At 67.8% G+C, this 22,662-nt stretch carries 28 protein-coding genes; 9 read left to right on the top strand and 19 right to left on the bottom strand.

Annotation, left to right across the window (positions count from 1 at the left end):
* The first annotated feature begins 32 nt into the window (after positions 1–32).
* A complete protein-coding gene (locus tag G6N58_RS05125) occupies positions 33–521 on the top strand; it encodes a flavin reductase family protein (RefSeq protein WP_115279483.1) in 489 nt (162 codons plus the stop codon).
* 10 nt (positions 522–531) lie between these two features.
* Here G6N58_RS05125 and G6N58_RS30435 read toward each other — a convergent pair whose 3' ends face one another.
* The 5 genes from G6N58_RS30435 to G6N58_RS05105 form a co-directional block, all read right to left on the bottom strand.
* Positions 532–690 (bottom strand): hypothetical protein, encoded by a 159-nt coding sequence (locus G6N58_RS30435; RefSeq protein ID WP_170314327.1) that lies wholly within the window; start codon positions 688–690, stop codon positions 532–534.
* A gap of 75 nt (positions 691–765) precedes the next feature.
* Complete coding sequence (locus tag G6N58_RS05120; protein WP_068918870.1) at positions 766–1,518, bottom strand: succinate dehydrogenase/fumarate reductase iron-sulfur subunit; 753 nt, start codon at positions 1,516–1,518, stop codon at positions 766–768.
* A 2-nt stretch (positions 1,519–1,520) separates the two neighbouring features.
* Positions 1,521–3,440, bottom strand: coding sequence for a fumarate reductase/succinate dehydrogenase flavoprotein subunit (locus tag G6N58_RS05115; RefSeq protein ID WP_068918869.1), 1,920 nt, complete (start codon positions 3,438–3,440; stop codon positions 1,521–1,523).
* A gap of 27 nt (positions 3,441–3,467) precedes the next feature.
* On the bottom strand, positions 3,468–4,289 hold the full coding sequence (sdhC, locus tag G6N58_RS05110; RefSeq protein WP_068918868.1) for a succinate dehydrogenase subunit SdhC: 822 nt from the start codon (positions 4,287–4,289) through the stop codon (positions 3,468–3,470).
* Positions 4,290–4,335: 46 nt separating this feature from the next.
* Entirely contained in the window at positions 4,336–4,635 is a 300-nt protein-coding gene (locus tag G6N58_RS05105) for an Rv0250c family protein (protein ID WP_068918867.1), read from the bottom strand.
* A gap of 165 nt (positions 4,636–4,800) precedes the next feature.
* On the opposite strand from G6N58_RS05105, the gene G6N58_RS05100 reads away from it, so the two are divergent.
* From G6N58_RS05100 to nirD, 3 genes are all read left to right on the top strand, one after another.
* The gene (locus G6N58_RS05100) at positions 4,801–5,559 is read left to right on the top strand and encodes an isocitrate lyase/PEP mutase family protein (RefSeq protein WP_068920177.1); all 759 of its coding nucleotides are present in this window, start codon (positions 4,801–4,803) and stop codon (positions 5,557–5,559) included.
* 99 nt (positions 5,560–5,658) lie between these two features.
* A complete protein-coding gene (gene nirB / locus G6N58_RS05095) occupies positions 5,659–8,196 on the top strand; it encodes a nitrite reductase large subunit NirB (protein WP_163907918.1) in 2,538 nt (845 codons plus the stop codon).
* Positions 8,197–8,198: 2 nt separating this feature from the next.
* Complete coding sequence (gene nirD, locus G6N58_RS05090; protein ID WP_276016616.1) at positions 8,199–8,552, top strand: nitrite reductase small subunit NirD; 354 nt, start codon at positions 8,199–8,201, stop codon at positions 8,550–8,552.
* Positions 8,553–8,570: 18 nt separating this feature from the next.
* On the opposite strand, the gene G6N58_RS05085 is transcribed toward nirD, so the two are convergent.
* From G6N58_RS05085 to G6N58_RS05050, 8 genes are all read right to left on the bottom strand, one after another.
* A complete protein-coding gene (locus tag G6N58_RS05085) occupies positions 8,571–9,278 on the bottom strand; it encodes a sirohydrochlorin chelatase (RefSeq protein ID WP_115279486.1) in 708 nt (235 codons plus the stop codon).
* On the bottom strand, positions 9,275–10,408 hold the full coding sequence (locus G6N58_RS05080; RefSeq protein ID WP_163908593.1) for a uroporphyrinogen-III synthase: 1,134 nt from the start codon (positions 10,406–10,408) through the stop codon (positions 9,275–9,277). Before G6N58_RS05080 ends, G6N58_RS05085 begins: the two co-directional genes overlap by 4 nt.
* 177 nt (positions 10,409–10,585) lie before the next feature.
* Complete coding sequence (locus tag G6N58_RS05075) at positions 10,586–11,131, bottom strand: GNAT family N-acetyltransferase (protein WP_068918862.1); 546 nt, start codon at positions 11,129–11,131, stop codon at positions 10,586–10,588.
* 28 nt (positions 11,132–11,159) lie between these two features.
* Positions 11,160–12,035 carry a 5-oxoprolinase/urea amidolyase family protein gene (locus G6N58_RS05070; protein ID WP_115279487.1) on the bottom strand — a complete coding sequence of 292 codons (876 nt, stop codon included), beginning with the start codon at positions 12,033–12,035 and terminating at the stop codon, positions 11,160–11,162.
* On the bottom strand, positions 12,032–12,676 hold the full coding sequence (locus G6N58_RS05065; protein ID WP_115279488.1) for a 5-oxoprolinase subunit B family protein: 645 nt from the start codon (positions 12,674–12,676) through the stop codon (positions 12,032–12,034). The genes G6N58_RS05070 and G6N58_RS05065 overlap by 4 nt, the downstream gene beginning before the upstream one ends.
* 80 nt (positions 12,677–12,756) lie before the next feature.
* Entirely contained in the window at positions 12,757–13,440 is a 684-nt protein-coding gene (locus tag G6N58_RS05060; protein WP_115281798.1) for a queuosine precursor transporter, read from the bottom strand.
* Between the two features lie 49 nt (positions 13,441–13,489).
* Complete coding sequence (locus G6N58_RS05055; protein WP_115281799.1) at positions 13,490–14,398, bottom strand: ABC transporter substrate-binding protein; 909 nt, start codon at positions 14,396–14,398, stop codon at positions 13,490–13,492.
* Between the two features lie 20 nt (positions 14,399–14,418).
* The gene (locus G6N58_RS05050; protein WP_115279489.1) at positions 14,419–15,216 is read right to left on the bottom strand and encodes an SDR family oxidoreductase; all 798 of its coding nucleotides are present in this window, start codon (positions 15,214–15,216) and stop codon (positions 14,419–14,421) included.
* Between the two features lie 335 nt (positions 15,217–15,551).
* Here G6N58_RS05050 and G6N58_RS05045 point away from each other — a divergent pair, with 335 nt between their 5' ends.
* Genes G6N58_RS05045 through G6N58_RS05035 form a run of 3 tightly spaced genes read left to right on the top strand, consistent with a single transcriptional unit; the run spans position 15,552 to position 16,630 of the window.
* The gene (locus tag G6N58_RS05045; protein WP_115279490.1) at positions 15,552–15,887 is read left to right on the top strand and encodes a hypothetical protein; all 336 of its coding nucleotides are present in this window, start codon (positions 15,552–15,554) and stop codon (positions 15,885–15,887) included.
* 47 nt (positions 15,888–15,934) lie between these two features.
* The gene (locus G6N58_RS05040; RefSeq protein ID WP_172545109.1) at positions 15,935–16,303 is read left to right on the top strand and encodes a heme-binding protein; all 369 of its coding nucleotides are present in this window, start codon (positions 15,935–15,937) and stop codon (positions 16,301–16,303) included.
* A 42-nt stretch (positions 16,304–16,345) separates the two neighbouring features.
* Entirely contained in the window at positions 16,346–16,630 is a 285-nt protein-coding gene (locus tag G6N58_RS05035; RefSeq protein WP_115279491.1) for a hypothetical protein, read from the top strand.
* Here G6N58_RS05035 and G6N58_RS05030 read toward each other — a convergent pair.
* The 3 genes from G6N58_RS05030 to G6N58_RS05020 all read right to left on the bottom strand — a co-directional run bounded on the left by G6N58_RS05030 (position 16,627) and on the right by G6N58_RS05020 (position 19,511).
* Positions 16,627–17,202 (bottom strand): TetR/AcrR family transcriptional regulator, encoded by a 576-nt coding sequence (locus tag G6N58_RS05030; protein WP_068918856.1) that lies wholly within the window; start codon positions 17,200–17,202, stop codon positions 16,627–16,629. The genes G6N58_RS05035 and G6N58_RS05030 overlap by 4 nt on opposite strands.
* Positions 17,203–17,224: 22 nt before the next feature.
* Entirely contained in the window at positions 17,225–17,833 is a 609-nt protein-coding gene (gene lysE / locus G6N58_RS05025; protein WP_115281803.1) for an L-lysine exporter, read from the bottom strand.
* Positions 17,834–17,903: 70 nt separating this feature from the next.
* Positions 17,904–19,511, bottom strand: coding sequence for an MFS transporter (locus G6N58_RS05020; protein ID WP_115279492.1), 1,608 nt, complete (start codon positions 19,509–19,511; stop codon positions 17,904–17,906).
* Positions 19,512–19,593: 82 nt separating this feature from the next.
* Here G6N58_RS05020 and G6N58_RS05015 point away from each other — a divergent pair, with 82 nt between their 5' ends.
* Entirely contained in the window at positions 19,594–20,196 is a 603-nt protein-coding gene (locus G6N58_RS05015; RefSeq protein ID WP_115279493.1) for a ClpP family protease, read from the top strand.
* On the top strand, positions 20,193–20,783 hold the full coding sequence (locus G6N58_RS05010) for a ClpP family protease (RefSeq protein WP_115279494.1): 591 nt from the start codon (positions 20,193–20,195) through the stop codon (positions 20,781–20,783). Before G6N58_RS05015 ends, G6N58_RS05010 begins: the two co-directional genes overlap by 4 nt.
* On the opposite strand, the gene G6N58_RS05005 is transcribed toward G6N58_RS05010, so the two are convergent.
* The 3 genes from G6N58_RS05005 to G6N58_RS04995 all read right to left on the bottom strand — a co-directional run bounded on the left by G6N58_RS05005 (position 20,784) and on the right by G6N58_RS04995 (position 22,493).
* A complete protein-coding gene (locus G6N58_RS05005) occupies positions 20,784–21,101 on the bottom strand; it encodes a helix-turn-helix domain-containing protein (RefSeq protein ID WP_115281805.1) in 318 nt (105 codons plus the stop codon).
* 57 nt (positions 21,102–21,158) lie between these two features.
* Positions 21,159–21,623: a hypothetical protein gene (locus tag G6N58_RS05000; protein WP_115279495.1), complete on the bottom strand. Its 465-nt coding sequence runs from the start codon at positions 21,621–21,623 to the stop codon at positions 21,159–21,161.
* A gap of 138 nt (positions 21,624–21,761) precedes the next feature.
* Entirely contained in the window at positions 21,762–22,493 is a 732-nt protein-coding gene (locus G6N58_RS04995) for a cutinase family protein (RefSeq protein WP_435406166.1), read from the bottom strand.
* Positions 22,494–22,662 lie beyond the last annotated feature (169 nt).

The raw sequence follows: 22,662 nt of genomic DNA, 5'->3' as shown, positions 1-22,662 counted from the left end.
ACCGTCACCCGTATCGCGTAGGTTCGGAACCGATGAGTGCACCCAGTGACCTGTCACCGACCACCCTGCGGGAAGCCTTCGGTCATTTCCCGTCAGGGGTGATCGCCATCGCCGCCGAAGTGGACGGCACGCGCGTCGGCCTGGCGGCCAGCACCTTTGTACCGGTGTCGTTGGATCCCCCGCTGGTGTCCTTCTGCGTGCAGAACAGCTCGACCACGTGGCCGAAGCTCGAAGATCTGCCGCTGCTGGGCATCAGCCTGCTCGGTGAGGCCCACGATGCCGCCGCGCGCACGTTGGCCGCCAAGACCGGTGACCGGTTCGCCGGGTTGACCACGGTGTCCACCGAGGGCGGGGCCGTCTTCATCGACGGCACCAGCGTGTGGCTGGAAAGCGCGATCGAGCAGTTGGTGCCCGCCGGCGATCACACCATCGTGGTGCTGCGGGTGACGTCACTGACCGTGCACGAAGACGTGGCGCCCATCGTCTTCCACCGCAGCACGTTCCGCAAGCTCGGGGCCTGACCCCGCCGCGTCAGGGCCGGGTGGCCAACTGCTCGCGGTAACCCTGGACGCGCTGCTCCAGTTCTCTGGCGTCGGCGTCCCGGCCCTCTTTTCGGGCGAGCGTGGCGCGGACGCCGAGCTCGCGGATCGCCGTGCGAATGTCGTTGACGCTGGTGGTTTCTCGCATCATGGGGCTGCCTCTCGTCGTTGACTGGCCGCTACCGCGAGGGTACCCGCGAAAGCGGCAGCCGATAGCCGCTGCGCGCTACTTCCGGAACAGCTTGTTGCCCAGCCAGACGATCGGGTCGTACTTGCGGTCGGCGGCGCGTTCCTTCATCGGGATCAGGGCGTTGTCGGTGATCTTGATGTGCTCGGGACACACCTCGGTGCAGCACTTGGTGATATTGCAATAGCCCAGGCCGTTCTCCTCCTGCGCCTGCTCGGCCCGGTGCCCGTGCACGTCGAGGGGATGCATGTCCAGTTCGGCCTGCCGCATCAGGTAACGCGGGCCCGAGAACGCGAGCTTGTTCTCCTCGTGGTCACGGTTGACGTGGCAGACGTTCTGGCACAGGAAACACTCGATGCACTTGCGGAACTCCTGGCTGCGGTTCACGTCCTCCTGCTGCATCCGGTATTCGCCGGGCTGCAGGTCCTTCGGCGGTGTGAAGGCGGGGATCTCCCTGGCCTTCTCGTAGTTGAAGGACACGTCGGTGACCAGATCCCGCATCACCGGGAAGGTTCGCATCGGCGTCACGGTGACCACTTCGTCCTCGCCGAAGGTCGACATCCGGGTCATGCACAGCAGGCGCGGGCGCCCGTTGATCTCCGCCGAGCAGGAACCGCACTTGCCGGCCTTGCAGTTCCACCGCACCGCAAGGTCGCCGGCCTGCGTGGCCTGCAGCCGGTGGATGATGTCGAGCACCACCTCGCCGTCGTTGACCTCGACGGTGTAGTCCTTGAGCTCACCGCCGGAGTCGTCGCCGCGCCACACTCGAAGTTTTGCGTCATAGGCAGCCATGGTCAGGCCTTCCGGTCTGGGTGTTCGGCCAATTGGTCGTCGGTGTAGTACTTCTCGAGCTCGGAGAGCTCGAAGGTGGCCAGCAGATCGGGTCGCATCACCGGCTGCTGCTCCGGGGTCACCGTCACGTCGGGCACCACCGCCTCGGTGCCGGCGCCGTCGGTCACGGTCTTGCACACCAGCAGTTTGTTGCGCCAGTGGGCGTCCATCTGCGGGAAGTCGTCGCGAGTGTGGCCACCCCGGCTCTCCGTGCGCTCCAGGGCAGCCTTGGCCACACATTCGCTGACCAGCAGCATGTTGCGCAGGTCGATGGCCAGATGCCAGCCCGGGTTGAAGACACGGCCGCCTTCGACGACCACGTTGGCGTAGCGCCTCTTCAGCTCGTCGATCTTGGCCAGCACCTCGCGGAGCTCACCTTCCTTGCGGATGATGCCGGCCAGGTCGTTCATCGACTGCTGCAACTCGGACTGCAGGGTGTACGGATTCTCCGGGTTGGCCTTCGATTCGAACGGGCTCAAGGCCAGCGCTGTGGCCGCCTCGATGTGATCGTCGGTCACCTTCGGCCGGTCCGAGAGCGCGCGCACGTAATCCGAGGCCCCCAGCCCGGCGCGGCGACCGAAGACCAGCAGGTCGCTCAGGGAATTGCCGCCCAGGCGGTTGGAGCCGTGCATGCCGCCGGAGCACTCACCGGCGGCGAACAGGCCCGGAGTGTCGGCGCCGCCGCTGTCGGGGTCCACCTCGATGCCGCCCATCACGTAGTGACAGGTGGGGCCGACTTCCATCTCGTCCTTGGTGATGTCCACCTCGGCCAGCTCGATGAACTGGTGGTACATCGACGGCAGCCGACGCTTGATCTCCTCGGCCGGCATGCGCGAGGCGATGTCGAGGTACACCCCGCCGTGGGGGGTGCCGCGGCCCGCTTTGACCTCTTCGTTGATGGCCCGGGCCACCTCGTCGCGGGGCAGCAGATCAGGAGTGCGGCGCGCGGAGTCGTTGTCCTTGAGCCACTGGTCGGCTTCTTCTTCCGTTTCGGCGTACTGCCCCTTGAACACGTCGGGGATGTACTCGAACATGAAGCGCTTGCCCTCGGAGTTCTTCAACACCCCGCCGTCACCGCGTACGCCCTCGGTGACAAGGATTCCCTTCACCGACAGCGGCCAGACCATGCCGGTGGGGTGGAACTGGATGAACTCCATGTTGATCAGCCCGGAGCCGGCCCGCAGTGCCAGGGCGTGACCGTCGCCGGTGTACTCCCACGAGTTCGACGACACCTTGAAGCTCTTGCCGATCCCACCGGTGGCCAGCACCACGGCGGGCGCCTCGAACAGCACGAACTTGCCGGTCTCCCGGTAGTAACCGAAGGCGCCCGCGATACGTCCGTCGTCGAGGATCAGGTCGGTGATCGACGTCTCGTGGAACACCCGGATCCGCGCGTCGTAGTCGCCGAGCTCGCGCTTGTCCTCCTGCTGCAGGCTGACGATCTTCTGCTGCAGGGTGCGGATGATCTCCAGACCGGTGCGGTCGCCGACATGCGCCAGCCGCGGGTAGGTGTGCCCGCCGAAGTTGCGCTGGCTGATCTTGCCGTCCTTGGTGCGGTCGAACAGCGCTCCGTAGGTCTCCAGTTCCCACACCCGGTCGGGCGCTTCCTGGGCGTGCAGCTCGGCCATCCGCCAGTTGTTGAGGAACTTGCCGCCGCGCATGGTGTCACCGAAATGCACCTGCCAGGAGTCCTTGGTGTTCACGTTGCGCATCGCCGCGGCGCAGCCGCCCTCGGCCATCACGGTGTGGGCCTTGCCGAACAGCGATTTGGTCACCACGGCCACCCGCAGGCCCCGTTCCCTGGCCTCGATCACCGCTCGCAAACCAGCCCCGCCGGCACCGATCACGACGACGTCGTACTCGTGCCGTTCCAGGTCACTCATCGCACATCCTCACAGTCTATGGAGTTGTCAGCCAACGAATCTCAGGTCGGGGAACCATCCTGCGGACAGCGCCATGATGTAGAAGTCGGTGAACATCAGCGTGCCCAGCGTCACCCACGCATACAGCTTGTGGCGGGTGTTCAGCTTGCTGATCTGGGTCCAGAGCCAGTACCGCACAGGGTGTTTGGAGAAGTGCTTGAGCCGGCCGCCGGCGATGTGCCGGCAGGAGTGGCAGCTCACGGTATAGGTCCACAGCAGGATCACGTTGACCAGCAGGATCACATTGCCCAGGCCGAAGCCGAACCCGCCGTCGGGCTTGTGGAAGGCGATGACCGCGTCATAGGTGTTGATCACCGAGATGATGGCCGCGATGTAGAAGAAGTAGCGGTGGGTGTTCTGGATGATCAGCGGCAGTCGCGTCTCACCGGTGTACGTCGCGTGCGGTTCGGCGACGGCGCAGGCGGTGGGGGACTGCCACACCGAACGGTAGTAGGCGCCCCGGTAGTAGTAGCAGGTCAGCCGGAACAACAACAGGAACGGCAGGGAGAGCGCCGCGTACGGCAGCCACCACACGTCGGGCAGGATCTGGCCGAAATGGCTTGCCTCCGGCACGCATCCGGTGCTGATGCAGGGCGAGTAGAACGGGGTCAGGTACCCGTACTCAGGCACGTAGTACCAGTTCTGCATGAAGGCCCGCACCGTCGCGTAGATGATGAAGGCCGCGAACCCGAGGTTGGTGACGATCGGCGACTTGAGCCAGTTGTCGGTTCGCAGTGTGCGCTGTGAGATCTGAGCGCGCCCAGGTGAGAACACTCCGGTGCGACGGCGGTCTGACGTGGGCGCGCTCATCTCAAGGCTCCTGCATCTGTGAAGGGACGCGCGACGAGCGGTGAGCTCATCGTGTTCGGTTGTGGCCGCCCACGCCTTCGTCGTCGACGTCGCGCCAGAAATCGCGGTCGTACTGGGTGTCCGGGATCCCGATCTTCTCGGCCGAATGCTGGGGCACGCAGCGGCTCAGGTCGAGGTCGTGGGCGTCGTGATCGAGCATCTCGACGTCGTTGAGAATGCGCTCGGCGTCCAGGACGATCCGGCGCATCGCCGGGCTGTCCCCGTACTTCGACCGCAGCGATGTCACGCACCGCCGCAGACCGCTGATGAGTTGGTGCAGTTCGGCGAGTTCGGTGGTGGTGGACAAGTGACCTCCTTGGGCTGAAGGTGGCAGGAATCACATTACGACACCCAATGCTAGCCACTTCACTAACCGAACGTGACCCGCGTCACGTATCGGAATGTCATCGACCCGGCTGCGATTGGCTTAGACACCACACCGACACCACCTCAGGAGGCTCCCGTGGGCGACATCTCGACCGACTCCCTGGCCAAGAAGGCCGACGCACTGCTGGCACTGCACCAACCGGGCAATCCGGTGGTATTGCCGACCGTGTGGGATGCCTGGTCCGCGGGGCTCGCCGTCCAGGCGGGGTTCGCCGCACTGACGGTCGGCAGCCACCCGGTGGCCGACTCGATCGGCAAACCGGACAACGAGGGGATGTCCTTCGACGACCTGGTGACCCGGGTCGCGCAGATCACCGCCGCCGCGGACGTGCCCGTGTCCGTCGACATCGAATCCGGGTACGGAGTGCCCGCCGACCAGTTGATCGCCGGACTGCTGCAGGCCGGTGCGGTGGGCCTCAACATCGAGGACACCGTGCACGGTGAAGGCGGGCGCCTGCGTTCGTCGAGCGAACACGCCGCCCTTGTGGGCGCGTTGCGGGCCGCCGCCGACAGTGCCGGGGTGCACGTGGTGATCAACGCCCGCACCGACTACATCCTCAAGCAGCACGGTGACGAGGCCGACCGGGTGGACACCACGATCGCGCGCATGAAGGAGGCCGCGGCCGCCGGCGCCGACAGCCTGTACCCCGTGGGTCGTCACACCGACGAGGTGCAGCGCCGCCTCACCTCCGAACTGCCGCTGCCGGTCAACGCCATCGCACTACCGGACCAGGACGACCTGGCCTCCTTCGGGCCGCTGGGCGTGGGGCGGATCAGCTTCGGGCCGTTCTTCCAGATGGCGCTGGCCACCCGGGCCACGGAGCTCCTCGGCCGCTGGAGCTGAGCAGGTCTCACACCGCGCCGTCCGGCGAAGTGAGCACAGTGTGATTGCCGGTTCACACAGTGCGACATCGCCGCAATATCGGCTTCCTAGCCTGGCGCCATGCAGACCACGCAGGAACTGGTCGTCATCGGACACGGCATGGTGGCCCACCGCCTGGTCGAGGCGGTGCGCGCCCGGGACGAAAACCGAACCTGGCGCATCACCGTGCTCGGGGAAGAAGCCGACGCTGCCTACGACCGGGTGGGATTGACCGCCTACACGGAGCACTGGGACCGCACGCAGATGGTGTTGCCCGGCAGCGACTACCACGGAGACCCCTCGGTGCGGTTGCACGTGGGTGCCGCGGTCACCGGGATCGACCGTGCGGGCAAGGCCGTGACGACCGCCGACGGACTGCGGTTCGGGTACGACGCGCTGGTGCTGGCCACCGGTTCCTACGCCTGGGTTCCCCCGGTGCCGGGACATGATCTGCCCGGCTGCCACGTGTACCGCACGCTCGACGATCTCGACGCCATCCGGGCCGACGTGCAGACGGCGCTGGCTGCCGGCCGGACGCGTGCCGGTGTGGTGATCGGCGGCGGGCTGCTGGGCCTGGAGGCGGCGAACGCCCTGCGCGGCTTCGGTATCGACGCCCACGTGGTGGAACGCGCCCCTCGTCTGATGTCCCAGCAGCTGGATCCGGCGGGCGGGGCACTGCTGGGCCGGATGATCTCCGGCCTGGGAATCGCGGTGCACGTCGACGTCGGCACCGACTCGATCGAACGCACCGACAACGGCACCCTCGCGGTGTCGCTGTCCGATGGGACGCTCATCGACGCGGGGCTGGTGATCTTCGCCGCGGGTGTGCGGCCCCGGGACGAGCTGGCCAGAGTTTCTGACCTGGAGATCGCCGAGCGCGGCGGTGTCATCACCGACCTGTCGTGCACCACACGGGATCCGAACATCTTCGCCATCGGTGAGGTGGCTGCCATCGAGGGGCGTTGTTACGGGCTGGTGGCGCCCGGTTACGCCGGGGCCGAGGTGGTGGCCGACCGGTTGCTCGGCGGTGGCGCGGAGTTTCCGGGGGCCGACATGTCCACCAAGCTCAAACTGCTCGGGGTGGACGTCGCGAGCTTCGGCGACGCGATGGGCGTCACCCCGAACTCTCTCGACGTGGTGGTCAACGATGCGGTGAAGCAGACCTACGCCAAGCTGGTGCTCTCCGATGACGCCAAGACCCTGCTCGGCGGTGTGCTGGTGGGTGACGCCTCCGCCTACGGCGTGCTGCGGCCCATGGTCGGCGGGCAGCTTCCCGGTGACCCGATGGCGCTCATCGCCCCGGCGCAGTCTGGTTCTGCGGCAACGTCTCTGGGTGTCGCCGCGCTACCCGACACCGCGCAGGTGTGTTCCTGCAACAACGTCACCAAGCACGACCTCACGTGCGCCATCGCAGACGGCTGCGCCGATGTGCCCGCGCTGAAGAAGTGCACTTCGGCGGGGACCTCCTGCGGGTCGTGTGTGCCGCTGCTCAAGCAACTGCTCGAGGCCGAAGGGGTGGCACAGTCCACGGCGCTGTGCGAGCACTTCGCGTACTCCCGCGCGCAGATGTACGAGATCATCACCGCCACCGAGGTGCGTACCTTCTCCGGTCTGCTGCAAGGGCATGGCCGCGGAAAGGGTTGTGACGTCTGCAAACCCGTGGTGGCGTCCATCCTGGCGTCCACCAGCAGCGAGCACATCCTCGACGGTGAGCAGGCAGCCCTGCAGGACTCCAACGACCACTTCCTGGCCAACATCCAGCGCAACGGCAGCTATTCGGTGGTGCCGCGGGTCCCCGGCGGTGACATCACGGCCGAGCAGCTGATCCTGATCGGACAGATCGCCAAGGACTTCGGGCTCTTCACCAAGATCACCGGCGGCCAGCGCATCGACATGTTCGGTGCCCGGGTGGACCAGCTGCCGCAGATCTGGGCCCGCCTGGTCGACGGCGGCATGGAGTCCGGGCACGCCTACGGCAAGTCGCTGCGCACGGTCAAGAGCTGTGTGGGCAGCGACTGGTGCCGCTACGGCCAACAGGATTCGGTGCAGCTGGCCATCGATCTGGAACTGCGCTACCGCGGACTGCGCGCCCCGCACAAGATCAAGATGGGGGTCTCTGGCTGCGCCCGGGAGTGTGCGGAGGCCCGCGGCAAGGACGTCGGTGTGATCGCCACCGAGAACGGCTGGAACCTCTACGTCGGCGGCAACGGCGGCATGACCCCGCGGCACGCCGAACTGCTGGCCGGTGACCTGGACACCGACACCTTGATCCGCTACATCGACCGCTTCCTGATGTTCTACATCCGCACCGCGGACCGGCTGCAGCGCACCGCCCCGTGGATCGAGGCCCTCGACGGCGGCATCGAACACCTCACAGACGTGGTGTGCCACGACTCGCTGGGACTGGCCGAGGAGTTCGAGGCTGCGATGGCCCGCCATGTCGCGGGCTACGCCTGCGAGTGGAAGGGCGTGCTGGAGGATCCGGACAAGCTGGCCCGGTTCGTCTCCTTCGTCAACGCCCCCGGCGCGCCCGATCCCACTGTGACATTCGAAAAGCGTTCCGGCCGAATGGTTCCCGTCGGCATGCCGGCCATGCCCGCCAAGGAGAAGACCTCGTGACCCTGCTCGGTGACCTCAACAGCGACCTCCAGGTCTGGACTGCCGCCTGCGCCCTGGACTTCCTCATCCCGGGCCGAGGTGTGGGCGTGCTGCTCGACGACGGATCCCAGGCCGCGCTGTTCCGGCTCGACGACACCACCGTGGTGGCGCTGGGCAACATCGACCCGTTCTCCGGTGCGGCGGTGCTGTCCCGCGGCATCGTCGGCGACCGCGGCGGCCGTGCGTGTGTGCAGTCGCCGATCAAGAAGCAGGCCTTCGCTTTCGACGACGGCAGCTGCCTGGACGACCCGGCCGTCTCGGTGCCGGTCTACGCCACCCGCGTTGCCGCCGACGGCACCGTGCACGTGGGCCGCTGAAACGGGATGTGTGGAGTCTCAGCGGCGGTGAGCGCCGGTGAGACTCCACGAATCGCGAGACACCCGGGCCCGTCGAAACCGGTTGGTGATCAGCCGCACGGTGCCGGGATGCAGTCCCAGGGGTGCACTGACCACGTCGGCCCCGCTGTCGCGCAACCGGTCCTGGAACAGCCCGTCGGCCAGCAGGTAGGACGCCACCACCACCCGCCGGGCGCCGCGCCCGCGAAGCTGCGCCACCGCATCGGCCACCCGGGGTTCACCGGTGGCGGCATAGGCCAACTCGACCCGGCTGCCGATGGCCGCCGACAGCAGCGTGGCGGTCACCCTCAGATCGCGCTGGGCATCCGGATCGGACGTGCCCGCAGCGGCCATCACCACCGAATCGCCGGGATGCCAACCGGATTCGAGCAACCGCTCGACCATCACCTGCACCATCTGCGGGCACGGCCCCAGCGCTGCGGTCACCGTGACGTCCGCGTGACCGCTGGCCTCGACATGCTCGGGGATGTCCTTGCGCACGTGGTAGCCCGAGGACAGGAACGCCGGAACCAGCACTGCGGGACCGTCGACGCCGCGGAGTACCTCGGCCGGCGTCGGGCCCAGCACGTCGACGAACGCCACCCGGACCGGTTGCCGCAGCTGAGCGGAAACCCGGTCGGCCAGCTCGCCGACCATCTGTACGCCGGAGGATTTGCGGGTGCCGTGGGCCACCAATACCGCCGTCACAGCTCGTCTACCGCCAGCCGGTAGCCACGCTTGACCACGGTGGCGACGATGTTCTTGTCGCCCAGGGCTGTTCGCAGCCGCAGCACCGCGGTCTCGACGGCGTGGGTGTCGCTGCCTGCGCCCGGCAGGGCGGCCAACAGGTCCTGGCGGGAGACCACGGTGCCCGGGCGCAGGGCCAGGGCCCGCATGGTGGCCATCGCCGCGGGGGACAGCGACTTCACCGCCCCGTCGACCAGCACACACGTGCCGCGGATCTCCACCAGGTGCCCGGCGGCGGTGAGCGCGCGCGACTGCAGCACCGGCAATTCGTCGGTGATGTGGCGGGCCAGGGCGCCCAGGCGCATCCGCTCGGGCGCCGAGGTCGGCACACCAAGACGCACCAGCGGTCGCGCGGTCACCGGGCCCACGCACATGGCGTGCACGTTGGTGCGCAGGGCGTTGATCACCTGGTCCTCGAGCCCCATGTCGCGGGCCCGCATCAGGGTGGCCGCCACGGCGGGTGCCGAGGTGAAGCTCACCGCGTCGAAGCGCTGCTCGGCGATGCCCGAGACCAGCTGATCGAAGGCTCCGCCGCTGGGCACCGGCGTCCAGCGGTACACCCGGATGGGGACCACCTGTGCGCCTGCGTTGCGCAGCTCGTCGAGAAATTCGGGAAACGGATCCCATTCGTCGGTGGCGCCGTGCAGCTGCACGGCGATGCGCTGCCCGCCGACGCCTTTCTCCACCAGATACCGCAGCACCTCGCGGGAGGACTCGGATTCGGGGGACCACTCTTCGGGCAGGGAGGCCGCGCGCAGCGCGCCGGTGGCCTTGGGCCCGCGCGAGACCACCCGGGCCTTCGACAACGCGTCGATCAGGTCGGTGGCCAGCCCCCAGCCGTCGGCCGCGGCCACCCAACCGCGGAATCCGATGCCGGTGGTGGCCACCACGATGTCGGGCGGGTTCTCGATCAGCTCCTCGGTGTACCGGTGCAAGTCCACATCGTCGGGCAGCGGCACCATCGCGATGGCGGCAGCACTCGACACCGTGGCGCCGCGGCGGCGCAGCAGCGCGCACAGCTCCTCGGATCGCCGCGCCGATGTCACGGCCACGCGGTATCCGGTGAGCGGAGCCCACTCCACCTCACTCATCTGACCTGTGTGTTCAGTCATCGTTCCCACGAGGTTATCCGTCGATCGCACACGCGTGTCGGACCTGGCTGCCGGGACTCATGCCTCCACGGTAGGAATGCCGTATTTCGCCGAGCCGTCGTGGGGTGACCCTGGCGTGAACTTGCGCTCACCCGGCCCGGGGGTGCGCTGTGAGGTCTACCAGACGTCGCCGTCACGCCAGTCGCACGCGAGCTCGGCACCGGTGTCCACCGTGACCGACACCGGCAGCACGTAGACCGAGCCGTCGTCGCCGGCGGTGCGGGTCAGACCCTCGGGCGCCAGCACCGACAGGGGGCCGCGCCAGGGCTGCCAGCCGCGGCGCTCGTAGACCGGTCGGCCCAGCTCCGTGGCCGACAGTGCCCCGATCTGATGCGCGCCGCGGATCACCTGCTCGGCGGCATCCATCAGCGCGGTGGCCAGACCCTGGCCGCGGTGGTCCTCACGCACCGCCAGCGCCTCGATGTAGCCGCAGCGCAGCGCCCGGCCCTGGTAGAGCAGGTGGCGCTGCACCACTGCGGCATGAGCCAGGATGTCCCCGCGATGGCAGATCAGCGCGTGCATGCCGCCGAGGGCGTGCTCCCAGTCGGCGGCGCTGAAGTCGCCTGAGAACGCCGCCGCCACCATGGCATGGGCCTGGTCATGGGTCTCGGTGTCGAGGTCGGAGGTATGGACCAGGCGGGCGGTGAGGACCTGGGTGTACACCCCCGCAGGTCTACCAGGTTCGCCCCGATCAGGCAGCGGTTCGAGGTCGGGACCAGTGCAGCCGCACCGGCTGGCCGGGCCGGATCTGGGCCACCTTGTCGATGTCGGCGTCGATGATCACCCCGGCCACCGGGTAGCCGCCGGTGACGGGATGGTCGGGGCCGAGGATGACCGGTTGGCCGTTGGGCGGCACCTGGATCGCCCCGCGGGTGGCGCCCTCCGACGGCAGTTGGCGGTCCGGCCAGCGGTGCTGCATGGGTGTGCCCGACAACCGCATCCCCACCCGGTCGCTGCGTTCTGAGGCCACCCACACGGTGTGCACCAGGGCGTCGGCATCGGCGAACCAGTCATCGCGCGGGCCGGGGGTCACCCGCAGGTCGAGCATCCGGCCCTCGATCGGCGCGACGGGTGCCTGGTCCAATTCCGGGTAGTCGTCGGTGTGCCGGCCCACCGGCAGCGTGGCGCCGGCCGCCAGCGGCAACGGCCCGATGGCGGACATGACGTCGTAGCTGCGCGAGCCCAGCACCGGTTCGACGTCGATGCCGCCGCGCACGGCCAGGTAGCTGCGCATGCCGGCCTCGGGGACCCCCAACTCGATCAGCTGCCCATCGCGGACATGCTGGATGCTGTTGGTGCCGAACGGGATTCCGTTCACCATCGGATCGGTGTCGGCGCCGGTGACAGCGATGTCGACGTCGCCGCGCGCCCGCGCCGCGAAACCGCCGAAGGTGATCTCGACGGTGGCCCAGTCATCGGGATTGGCCACCAGCCGGTTGGCCAGCCGGTGCGCACGGCGGTCCGCGGCACCCGATCGCCCGACCCCCAGGTGCGCCAGGCCGGCGCGGCCGAGGTCCTGGATCAGCGCCAGTGGCCCGGTGCGGACCACCTCGAGGGCGGCGCTCATGACACGGCCTTGAACTGCACCCACATCCCCGGTGTCAACAGCGCCGGATTCGGTCGGTCGATGTCCCACAAGACGGCATCGGTGCGCCCGATCAGTTGCCACCCGCCGGGTGACTCCCGTGGGTAGACGCCGCTGAACGGGCCGGCCAGACCGACGGCTCCTGCGGGAACCTTGGTGCGCGGTTCGGCCCGCCGCGGCACTTCGAGGCGGGGGTCACCTCCGATGAGGTAGGCAAAACCCGGGGCGAAGCCGCCGAACCCGACCCGCCACAGGGTGCCGGTGTGCGCAGCCACCACCCCGGCCCGCTCCAGGCCGGTGAGCCGGGCCACCTCGTCCAGGTCGTCGCCGTCGTAGGTGACGTCGATGGTGACGTCGGCCCGGGCGTCGGCGGCCGTCTGCGCAGCAGTGTCCTCGACGGATAGGTGGGCCAGCCGTTGCCGGGTGGGGGCCTGGAAGGCGGGTCTGTCCAGTTTGATCAGCACCGTGCGTGCCGCCGGCACGATGTCCACGACGCCGGGCAGCGCGGCCCGGGTCAGGACGTCGGTCCAGGCCAGCACTTCGTCGGTGCCGGGACAGTCGAGGAGCAGGGCCTGGTCGCCGTAGTCACGGACGGTCACTCGGGTATCCATGATCGCGCTCATGCCACGAAGTTACTCGTGGGTAAGGTCGGGTGCCGCGCCCTTCAGAGACTCGCCAGAGATGCCTTAAAGGCCGCTCAAGCTCACGCCATGGGTTGATAGCTGGGCTCACGATTCTTGACGAAGGCGATGACGCGGTAGGTCACGGGCAGCAGCGCCGCTTCCACGGCGCACTTGTAGATCCAGCCGAGCGTGGCGTACATGGCGAACGACGACATGTCGCCGAAGCCGATGATCGGCGCCGCCACCGCGCAGAAGACCAGGGTGTCGGCGAACTGCCCGACGACGGTGGAGCCCAGCAGTCGCGCCCAGAGATGAGATTCCTTGGTGCGCTGCTTGATCTGCACCACCAGGTAGGCGTTGACCAGCTGCCCCACCAGGAACCCGGCGAGTCCGGCGGCGGCCAGCCCGGTGATGGAGCCGACCATGGTCTCCAGCACTGCCTGGTTCTCGTAGCCTTCGGCGGCGGGCAGGCGCACGGTCACCCAGAGCGCGGCCACCAGCAGCGCCTGCATGGTGAAGCCGACGATGATGGCCCGGCGGGCGGCCCTGAGGCCGTACACCTCGGAGAGCACATCCCCGATGACGTAGGTGAGGGGGAAGACGAGGAAGCCGCCGTCGGTCAGCAGCGGGCCGAAGGCCACACCTTTGGTGGCGGTGATGTTGGAGATCAGAACCAGGGCGGTGAAGACCGCCACGAGGATGGGGTAGTACGAGGCGCCCACCGTTGCGTACCCGGTGGGCTGCCCAGAGTGTTCGATGCTCATCTGCTTGTTGCTGTTCACCCGGATATCCAAACAGACATCCGCGGCCGGCTCAGCCGCCCAGGGCCCGGGCGAGCAGGGGTGGCAGCTGATCGACCACCACCGGCAGGGACAGCGGAGACGAGAACGCGATGGCCCCCGCCAGCTCCTTGGTGGTGAACACATTGCGTCGGCCCAGCCGCGCGAGGTCCGGGTTGGCCGACAATGCCGCCTGTTCGGCGTCGTTTTCGGTGGTCCAGAGCAGGACGTCGATGTCGGACAACTGCGTGCCGAGTCGGTCCAGCGGCACCGGGTCCAGCTCGGCGACGGTGAGCCCCAGTCCGGTGAGGACGTCGGTGCGCCAACCCGCGGGGGTGACGTCGATGACACCGTTCCAGGGCCGGCCCGCCAGCAGTGCCACCGTCTTGTCGCGGAACTGAGGGTGCGCCTGTGCCGCCGCCGCCACGGCGTCGTCGACGGCCTGGATGATCGACTCCATCTTCGGCCGCTGGAACACCGCGGTCGCGATGGTCAGCGCCTGGGTCTTCCACGGCTCGAAGAAGGCGTCGCGGCCGGACTGCGGGATGGTCGGTGCGATGTTCGACAGCGCTGCGTAGGTGTCGGCATCGACGCCGGCATTGGTGGCCACGATCAGGTCCGGCTGCAGGGCTGCGATCTCGCCTGCCTGGATGCCGTTGGCCAGGCTCAACACCCGCGGCTGCGCGGGTCCCAGTGCCGCACGGGCCCATGGCCACACCGCGAATGGTTCACCGCCGAACCATTCGGTGGTCGCGATCGGGACCACGCCGAGCGCCAGCAGGCTGTCCTGCTCGGTGAGCCCGAGGCTGGCCACCCGCTGCGGTGGGGCCGGCACTGTCGTCTCTCCGAAGGCGTGGTTGACGGTGACGGGCCCGCCGGTCTGGTCGGCGTCGGGTTCCTGGCGGGCACAGGCGGCCGCCAGCGCTGCGGTGGCGGCCAGCATCAGCAGTTCGCGCCGGCGGATCAATGCTTGGCCAGGCGTTTGTTGATGGCGCGGGTCAGCCAGGCGGGGGAGAAGCGGGATCCCAGCGTCATCGCCTTGGTGCGGCCGCCGACCGGGAAATGCACCTGGTGCACTGCCTTTCGCACGCGGCTGCCGAACACCGCGGCGACGATGGCGTCGGCGACGTCCTGGGCGGTGAGATTGATCCCCAGTGACTGGGTGGTGCCGGTGCTGATGTTCGACGTCATCGCGGTCTGCACGTAGAGCGGCCACATCGCGATCACCCGGATGTCGTGGCCGCTCCACTCGATGTCGAGCGCTTCGGTGAGCCCGCGCACGAAGAACTTGGTGGCGCTGTAGGTGGCCAGCTCGGCCTGGCCGTAGATGGCCGAGGCCGACGCCAGGTTGACCACCACCGCGCCGGGGGTGGCCCGCAGATGGGGAAACGCCGCATACAGCCCGTTGACCACACCCTTGGCGTTGATGTCGATCTCGCGGTGCTGGGCGGCCAGCTCCAGCTTCTCGAATTGCCCGGCCAGCAGGATGCCGGCGTTGTTGATCAGCACGTCCAGGCGCCCGCCCGCGAACTCCGCGAATTCGGTTGTCCGCGTGCTCATCTCCTCGGCATCGGTGACGTCGAGGTGTCCGGTCAGCACGGTGCCGTGCAGGGCGGTGATCTCGTCGGCCAGGGATCGCAGGCCGTCGGAGTCGATGTCGTAGGCGCCGACGGTGTAGCCGCGGCGGGCGAAGGCCAGTGCGGTCGCGCGCCCGATTCCGGCTGCGGCGCCGGTGATGAAAACTGACTTGGAGTGGACCATCACCCCATTGTGACCAGATTGCGCCACAACGTGGAGAGGCTCTCGGTGATGTCGTACCCGCTTCGCTGTGACCGGGTGCCAGTTCGATCACCACAACTGAGCTGATGAGTATCAAAGTTGCATACATCCGGGACCATGGTCACCGTGTGAGCTGCTGTACTCGGCATTTGGTGTTGCAAGGCCGAGTACTTCGATGAATTGCCGTCGAGATCGAGTCCTCGGATTTATTGTCGTGCCAGACGGAAAACATTCGTCCACATGAGCGGCGTGCGACTGGTCGGGGTCTCGCATCGCGGTCGTCGGCCCCGTCGACACGCGCGGAGAGGAAGTGTGCCGTGCGTGTGCGCAGTGGCACTTCGGCGGCTGTTCTGGCTGTGCCACCGTTTGTGATCGGGCTCGTCCTGGCGAGTCCGGCAGCGGCCGACTGCACCAGCTCGGCGGGCGTCACGCTGTGTTCCCAGGGTGACGTTCGCGGATCAGACACCGGGGACGGCCCTTCCGGCGCTGGGCCGTATTACCCCTACCCCTGCACCTACGACTATCTGTGCGACGACGAATACGGCGTCGGGTTCGCCTTCGATCTCGACGCCGACCTCAACCCGCCGGTGCGCCCGGACCGACCGGACCGACCGGACCGGCCCAACCGGCCCCGCGGGGGTGGCCGTCGGTGAACGCGCTCGAGAAATCAACTGAAACACCACAATTGAAAGGGAAGAACATGTCGCTGTGGATGAGTGGGCGCCGAGCGCTCACGATCACGATGGGCGCCGGCGCAATGCTGCTGGGCGGCGCTGCCATCGCCTCGGCCGAGCCGGTGCCGCCGCCTCCGCCGCCCAACTGCACGGCCGCGGACCTGGCCGGCGTGTCCACCGGGGTCACTGCGGCGACCTCGGCGTATCTGTTCACCCATCCGGACGTCAACTTCTTCTTCACCAGCCTCAAAGGGCTTCCGCGAGAGGAGATCCGGACCAAGGTACTGGAGTACGCCGACGCCCATCCGCAGGTCAGGGCGGAACTGCAGGGCATTCGCCAGCCGATGGTCGACTTCCGTAATCGCTGCGGCGGACCGGTGCTCCCTGCCGAATAGCGTGCCTCGTCACGCCGCCGCATGGTGGAAAGGAAGTGTGCCGTGAAGATCGTGAAACTCTCGTGTGCGGCAGCCCTGGTGCTGCCTGCACTGGCTGCCGGTGTGGTTGGCGCCGCGCCGGCGACAGCCGACTGCGTCAGTAGCAGCGGACCCTCCCTGTGTTACGAGGGGCCCAATCAGACCGGCGCGTCCGTGGCCCTGCCGGTGGTTCCGTACCCGTGTGATGATGACTGGCTGTGCGCCACGGGGGGACTGTCGGCGTTGGATTCCGGCTCGAGCGGACTGAACACCAATCGTGACAGGCCGGGAGGCAGCTATCTCGATTAGTCAAGTGTCAGAACGGATTCGAGGAATGTCAATCCTCGTTCCACCGGATCGGCGGGTACCGGCGTGCCGTCGGAGGCGGCCATCACCACACCGATGAGGGCGCCGGCCAGCATGCGGCGCTCGAAATCGTCGGCAGGCCGCCTCATTCGGGTTTGGAGGGCGTCGGTGATCAGGTCGATACAGCGCATGTATTCGCCGTAGAGCAGGCCGCGGGCTTCGGGAATCGCGTACATCAGACGCTGGCCCCGCAGCGCGTCATCCCGGTCGGCGTCCTCCATCTCGGCGAACGTCTGCCGGACCGCGTGACGGTATGCCGCGATGGGGGCCAGATCAGCCGGTGCGGTGACGAACGCATCGATCACCGGCTCGATCAGGTCGTCGTAGAGCAGTACGGACTCCTTGGACGGAAAGTACCGAAAGAACGTGCTGGTGGAAACATCGGCCGCGTCGGAGATCTGCTCCACCGTGGTGTTGCAGTACCCCTGGGTTTCGATCAGCCGGAACGCCTCACGACGAATGGCCCGTCGCGTCTTGATCTTCTTGCGTTCGCGCAGGCCGATGGCAGGGTCCATGGCTCAAGTGTGCCCGTTGCCGTCAGGGCCACGCCAAGACGACACCCAGGGTGATCATGGTGACAGCGATGATGCCGTCGAGGATGCGCCAGGTGAGTGGCGTGGCAAAGAGTCCTTTGAGTCGTTGGGCGCCGAATCCCAGGGTGGTGAACCACACGGCGCTGGCAGTCACCGCGCCGACCCCGAACAGCCAGCGGTTGTCGGCGTGCTCGTTGGCCAGGGCGCCCAACAGGATCACGGTGTCGAGATAGACGTGCGGGTTGAGGAACGTCAGGGCCAGGCAGGTCGCGATCACCCCGGCCAACCGGGCGGGCGCGGAGTCCGACGGGGTGAGCGTGCCCGGCGATGCGGCGCGTCGTGCTGCCAGGAGTCCATAGCCGATCAGAAAGGCCGCCCCGCCCACGGTCGCGATCGTCACGACGCTGGGGTGCGCGCCCACCAGGGCGCCGAAGCCGGCGATGCCCGCGGCGATCAGCACCATGTCCGACACCGTGCACAGCGCGACCACCGCGATCACATGTTCCCCACGGATGCCCTGACGTAGCACGAAGGCGTTCTGGGCGCCGATGGCGGCGATCAGGGTCAGCGACGTCAGGAATCCGGTGACGACGACCAGCGCGGTGGTACTCACGGCGACCACGCTAAAGGCGCCTGATGAATCAGTACAGCTAATGTTTCTACCGACGCATTAGCAAAACTGATCACCGCGGCGTGGGACGGACTGCCACATAGTGCTCGGAGTCCGGCAGGCCGTCGACATAGCGGGCCACGGCCTCCTCGATCAGCCGGTCCTGCCCGGTGAGCCGGGTGTAGTGCTGGTGCATGTGCTCGCCCCAGGACCGCACCATGAACGTCTCGACGAAAGTGGACTCCTTTTCGACGCTGCGGAACAGCCGCCACTGCGAGGCGCCGGTGCGCTGACGTGACCGGCCCATCACGTCCATGGCAGCCAGGAACCCGGCTTCGTCCTCGGGCGCGATGCGGTAGGAGGTGATGACCAGCACTGGCCCGTCCAGGGGTTCGGGGTCGAAGACCAGGTTCGGTTCAGGCCAGTGCGACGACGGGGTGAGGTCCAGGTCGCCGGTCTTGGCGTGCAGCGGCCACCACAGGGTGGAGGCCCCGCACAACAACAGCAGCGCCGCGCTGATCAGCAGGCTGACCACACTGGTGGTTGCCCCGGCCACCAGTCCCCAGGTCAATGAGCCCAGCGCCTGCCCGCCCATGAACACCAGCTGATAGACCGACAACCCCCGGGCCCGGACCCACGACGGCAGACTCAGCTGCATGGCCGCGTTCAGCGTCGACAGCGTGAGCAACCACGACGCGCCACCGATCAACAACAGCGCCAGCACGATGACGAAGTTCGGCACCAGCGCCAGCACCACGGTGGCGGCCGCGAACCCCGCTGCGGCGACGGACAGCAGCATGTTCTGACCGAACCGTGAACGCAACTGCGACAGCAGGAATGCGCCCATCACCGCGCCCACGCCCAGCGCGCCCAGCAGTAGCCCGTATCCGGAGGACGACAGCCCCAACTGGTCAGCCGCGATCACCGGCAACAACCCCCACAGCGCGCTCGCCGGGGCAACGAACAAGGCGGAGCGCAGCAGGATCCGCCGCACGATCGGGGAGCTGCGGATGAACCGGCCGCCGGCGCTGAGGGCGGCCAGGGCACGCTCGGAGGGGTAGGTGTGCTCGACCGCAGGGCGTCGCCACCACACCAGGACCGCGACGGTGCCCATGAAGGACACCGCGTTGAGCGCGAACACCAGCGTCGGCCCCGACGCCGACACGAGTACGCCGGCGATGGCGGGCCCGATGGCCCGGGCCAGGTTCATGCTCATGCTGCCAAGGGCGGCTGCGGCCGGAATCTGGTGCGCTGGAACGAGGTCAGGCTGAATTGCCTGCCACGCCGGCATCACCAGGGCCTGCCCGCAGCCGATCACGAACAGCAGGGTCAGCAGTACCGCCGGCGTCGTCAGCCCGGCTCCGGTCAGCGCTGCCAGCAGACCCACCCCGGCGGCCATTGCTCCCATCGTTGCGATCAACAACCGGCGCCGGTCGATCAGGTCGGCCAGCACGCCCGACGGTAGTGCCAGCAGCATCACTGGCAGGGTGGTCGCGGTCTGCACCAGCGGGACCAGTACATCGGCGCGCGGGTCGCCGACCAGCATCCACTGCGCACCCACCGTCTGCATCCAGGTGCCCAGGTTGGAGACCAGTTGAGCGATCCACAGCGCGCGGTAGACCGGCGAGCGCATCGGTGCCCACGTCGAGGTGGACGCGCCTCCCGGACCCGCAGGTGTCATGGATTCACAGTAGTTGGGCCGGGTGTTCTGCCGACAGCAGCGTGAGGGCCCCGCGCCGCCTCTCCTGGGGCAGTGTCGGGTCATGACCGAGGACAAACCACGACTGTTCAGCGCGCAACTGCGCGACGACCTCTACCGCAAGCGGGTGCTGGTGCTCGACGGACCGCTCGACGACGACAACGGCACCGTGTTGATGACCCAGATGCTCTCGCTGGCCGCCGACTCCGATGAGGACATCGCCCTGTGGATCCACTCGCCCGGTGGGTCGGTGCCGGCCATGCTGGCCATCCGCGACGTGATGCGGCTGGTGCCCGGTGACGTCAGCACCCTGGCACTTGGATTGGCCTGTAGCGCTGGTCAATTCCTGCTGTCATCGGGCGCGCCGGGCAAGCGCCGGGCGTTGCCGCACGCCCGGATCCTGATGCACCAGGGTTCCTCGGGCATCGCCGGCTCCGCGGTCGAGGTGGAGGTGCAGGCCGATGATCTGCGGTACACCCGCGACACGGTGCTCGGGTTGATCGCCGAGGACACCGGGCAGGACATCAACCGCATCTTCACCGATTCCCTGCATGACCGGTGGTTCACCGCTGCGCAGGCCAGGGAGTACGGATTCATCGACGCCGTGGTGGATCGCTTCGGGCAGATCGGACCGACTCACAAGCGACAGTTCGGGATCAGCGCGTGAGCACGTACACCATTCCGAACGTCATCACCCGTTCGGCCGCGGGGGAGCGGGTGATGGATGTGTACTCGCATCTGCTCGCCGAGCGCATCGTGTATCTGGGCACCGCCATCGATTCCGGGGTGGCCAACGCGCTGATCGCGCAGCTGTTACATCTGGAGGCCGACAATCCCGAGCAGGAGATCAGCCTCTATGTGAATTCCGAGGGTGGCGATCTGTCGGCCATGCTGGCCGTCTACGACACGATGCGGTTCATCAAGGCGCCGGTGGCCACCACGTGCATCGGCCAGGCTGTCGCGGCGGGTGCGGTGCTGTTGGCGGCCGGAACGCCGGGACGGCGAGCGGTGTTGCCGCACAGTCGGATCGTGCTGCACCAGCCTGCCGCACAGGGTCGCGGCACCATCCCGGACCTGATCCTGCAGGCCGATGAGGTGGTGCGGGTGCGGGGGCAGCTGGAATACATCCTGGCCCGGCACACCGGGCGCAGCGCCGAGCAGCTTCGGCTCGACACCGACCGGGACCGGGTGTTCGACGCGCACGGTGCCGTGAATTACGGCCTGGCCGACCTGGTGCTCGAGGAGCGGTCGTGATCAGGCGGCCAGCAGGGTCGGGCCATGCACCGGCCCGGCAGGCGCACGCGTGATATCGCTGCTGAGGGTGCCCAGCAGCCGGATCAACCGGATCTCGAGGGCACCGCAGATGGCCGCGATCATCTCGCTGGACGGCTCCTTGCGGCCACGCTCTATTTCGGAGAGGTACTGCGGTGAGACGCCGGCGCGGGCGGCGACGTCCACCAGCCGGTCGCCGCGGTGTTCGCGAATGTCCCGTAACCGGCGGCCGAGCAGTTCCCGCAGCAACGGCTCCGGCTCGGCGCGACGTCGGCGGTTGATCCCGATGACCTCACCCATGAACCCATCGTGGGCCACCGGTGACCAACCCGGGTCCGGTGTTCGCCGCGGGCGGAATCAGCGCACCCGGACCCGGGGCTGGGGTGCCGCGGCGGCCGGTGCGGTCTTGGTGGCCGGCGCGGGGCGCCGACGGGTGGTCTGCGCCCCGATGCGCCGGGCCAGGGCACGCACGTCGCGTTTGGACAGATCGCGCATGGCGGCGGCCAGTGAATCGAGCTGCTGCCAGCTCAGACCGTCGAGTTCACCCTCGGAATCGTGGGTCGCGATCACCACGGAGCCGCGCAGCAGAGGCACGTTTTTGGCCGAGAATCGGGTGGTTGCCAGCAGCATTTCGGTGGCGCTGTGGTTGACCCGCTGCTGGCAGCGTCGACCGGTGGGCGCGAACCAGAAGTCGAATTGGCGGTCGGCGCTGGTGAGGCTCTCCAACCCGTGGTCGGCAACCAGTGCGGAGATGTCGGCCCTGGTGAAAGCGCGGGTCTCGTACGCGACACCAGTGGGGCTGAAATACAGGACTGTGTTCATCAGGAATGTCCTATTCCGAGGCGGTGAAAATCCCTTGGCTCATTGAGCGACCGGGTTGATCGCTGTATATCGATTTGCCAGATCACGAATTGGATAAACCGAAATCACAAAAAAATTTCATCAATGTGATTCAGCAGCTCAGACGGCGGACGACGGCGCGGAGGCCAGATGGGCCACTGCGAAGTCGGCAGCCTGATCGGCCATGCCGTTGACCTTGTAGGAGCTGTGGGCACCCCGATCCAAACCGCCGGCAAAACACACCGGGTCGCCGGCCGCGCACAGTTGCAGGGTCTTGGCCGAGTACTGCTGGCCCACGGTGATGGGCGGCGCGCCGCGGTCCACCAGGTTCAGGAACCAGTTGTCCGGCGTTCCGAACAGCACCACTGCGTCGACATGTGCGGCGGTCGAGGCCGGCATCGGGCCCAGGCCTGCGGGCAGGTTCAGCCCGGCGGGCACCGCGTCGAAGGTGGTGTAGCCGGCGACCGCCGCGCCCTGGGAGTAGCCGCCGAGCACGATGTCAGTGGTGGGGCAACTGGCCGCCACCGCCTCGATCTTGTTGGCAGCATCGGCAACGCCGTTGGCAGCGGCCGAGAAATCAAGGGAAGCAGGGTAATTCACTCCATAGACGTCCACGGTCTTGCCGGGCAACCGGGAGGTGAGTGCATTGACGAACGCCTGGCCGGTGTCACCCACACCGGGTGCCTCGAATGTGCCTCGGGCGAACACCACTTCGACATCCGCACAGGCCGGGGTGGGTGCCGCCGCCGCGATGCCGGTGGCCGACGGTGCGAACAGGGCCGCCAGTGAGACGGCGGCAGCGCCGAGCCCCATGGAGATGCGGGTGGACGAGGTTGTCGAAACGTGGCTCATGGTCGTACCTTTCGCAGGGCTCAAGTGGGTGACAAAAGACTCCCGCGAACGCTGCCTCGGGGCATCGACGCTGGCTTCCATCTCAGGGAACCGCTAGTCGCAACGGGCTATTCCGGCTAGCGGGAAGTGGGTCGGAACAGGGGGGTCGGTGGGTCTGGGCCGGGCAGCG

The organism is Mycolicibacterium tokaiense, assembly GCF_010725885.1.
GTDB lineage: Bacteria > Actinomycetota > Actinomycetes > Mycobacteriales > Mycobacteriaceae > Mycobacterium > Mycobacterium tokaiense.
The sequence above is the reverse complement of the archived record's forward strand: the minus strand, read 5'-3'. Positions and strand labels throughout refer to the sequence as shown.

Coding starts and splice junctions, on each gene's coding strand:
- G6N58_RS05125 (WP_115279483.1), top strand. CDS start 33: ATGAGTGCACCCAGTGACCTGTCACCGACCACCCTGCGGGAAGCCTTC.
- G6N58_RS30435 (WP_170314327.1), bottom strand. CDS start 690: ATGATGCGAGAAACCACCAGCGTCAACGACATTCGCACGGCGATCCGC.
- G6N58_RS05120 (WP_068918870.1), bottom strand. CDS start 1,518: ATGGCTGCCTATGACGCAAAACTTCGAGTGTGGCGCGGCGACGACTCC.
- G6N58_RS05115 (WP_068918869.1), bottom strand. CDS start 3,440: ATGAGTGACCTGGAACGGCACGAGTACGACGTCGTCGTGATCGGTGCC.
- sdhC (WP_068918868.1), bottom strand. CDS start 4,289: ATGAGCGCGCCCACGTCAGACCGCCGTCGCACCGGAGTGTTCTCACCT.
- nirB (WP_163907918.1), top strand. CDS start 5,659: ATGCAGACCACGCAGGAACTGGTCGTCATCGGACACGGCATGGTGGCC.
- G6N58_RS05080 (WP_163908593.1), bottom strand. CDS start 10,408: ATGAGTGAGGTGGAGTGGGCTCCGCTCACCGGATACCGCGTGGCCGTG.
- G6N58_RS05070 (WP_115279487.1), bottom strand. CDS start 12,035: ATGAGCGCCGCCCTCGAGGTGGTCCGCACCGGGCCACTGGCGCTGATC.
- G6N58_RS05065 (WP_115279488.1), bottom strand. CDS start 12,676: ATGAGCGCGATCATGGATACCCGAGTGACCGTCCGTGACTACGGCGAC.
- G6N58_RS05060 (WP_115281798.1), bottom strand. CDS start 13,440: ATGAGCATCGAACACTCTGGGCAGCCCACCGGGTACGCAACGGTGGGC.
- G6N58_RS05055 (WP_115281799.1), bottom strand. CDS start 14,398: ATGCTGGCCGCCACCGCAGCGCTGGCGGCCGCCTGTGCCCGCCAGGAA.
- G6N58_RS05050 (WP_115279489.1), bottom strand. CDS start 15,216: ATGGTCCACTCCAAGTCAGTTTTCATCACCGGCGCCGCAGCCGGAATC.
- G6N58_RS05040 (WP_172545109.1), top strand. CDS start 15,935: ATGTCGCTGTGGATGAGTGGGCGCCGAGCGCTCACGATCACGATGGGC.
- G6N58_RS05030 (WP_068918856.1), bottom strand. CDS start 17,202: ATGGACCCTGCCATCGGCCTGCGCGAACGCAAGAAGATCAAGACGCGA.
- G6N58_RS05020 (WP_115279492.1), bottom strand. CDS start 19,511: ATGACACCTGCGGGTCCGGGAGGCGCGTCCACCTCGACGTGGGCACCG.
- G6N58_RS05015 (WP_115279493.1), top strand. CDS start 19,594: ATGACCGAGGACAAACCACGACTGTTCAGCGCGCAACTGCGCGACGAC.
- G6N58_RS05005 (WP_115281805.1), bottom strand. CDS start 21,101: ATGGGTGAGGTCATCGGGATCAACCGCCGACGTCGCGCCGAGCCGGAG.
- G6N58_RS05000 (WP_115279495.1), bottom strand. CDS start 21,623: ATGAACACAGTCCTGTATTTCAGCCCCACTGGTGTCGCGTACGAGACC.
- G6N58_RS04995 (WP_435406166.1), bottom strand. CDS start 22,493: ATGAGCCACGTTTCGACAACCTCGTCCACCCGCATCTCCATGGGGCTC.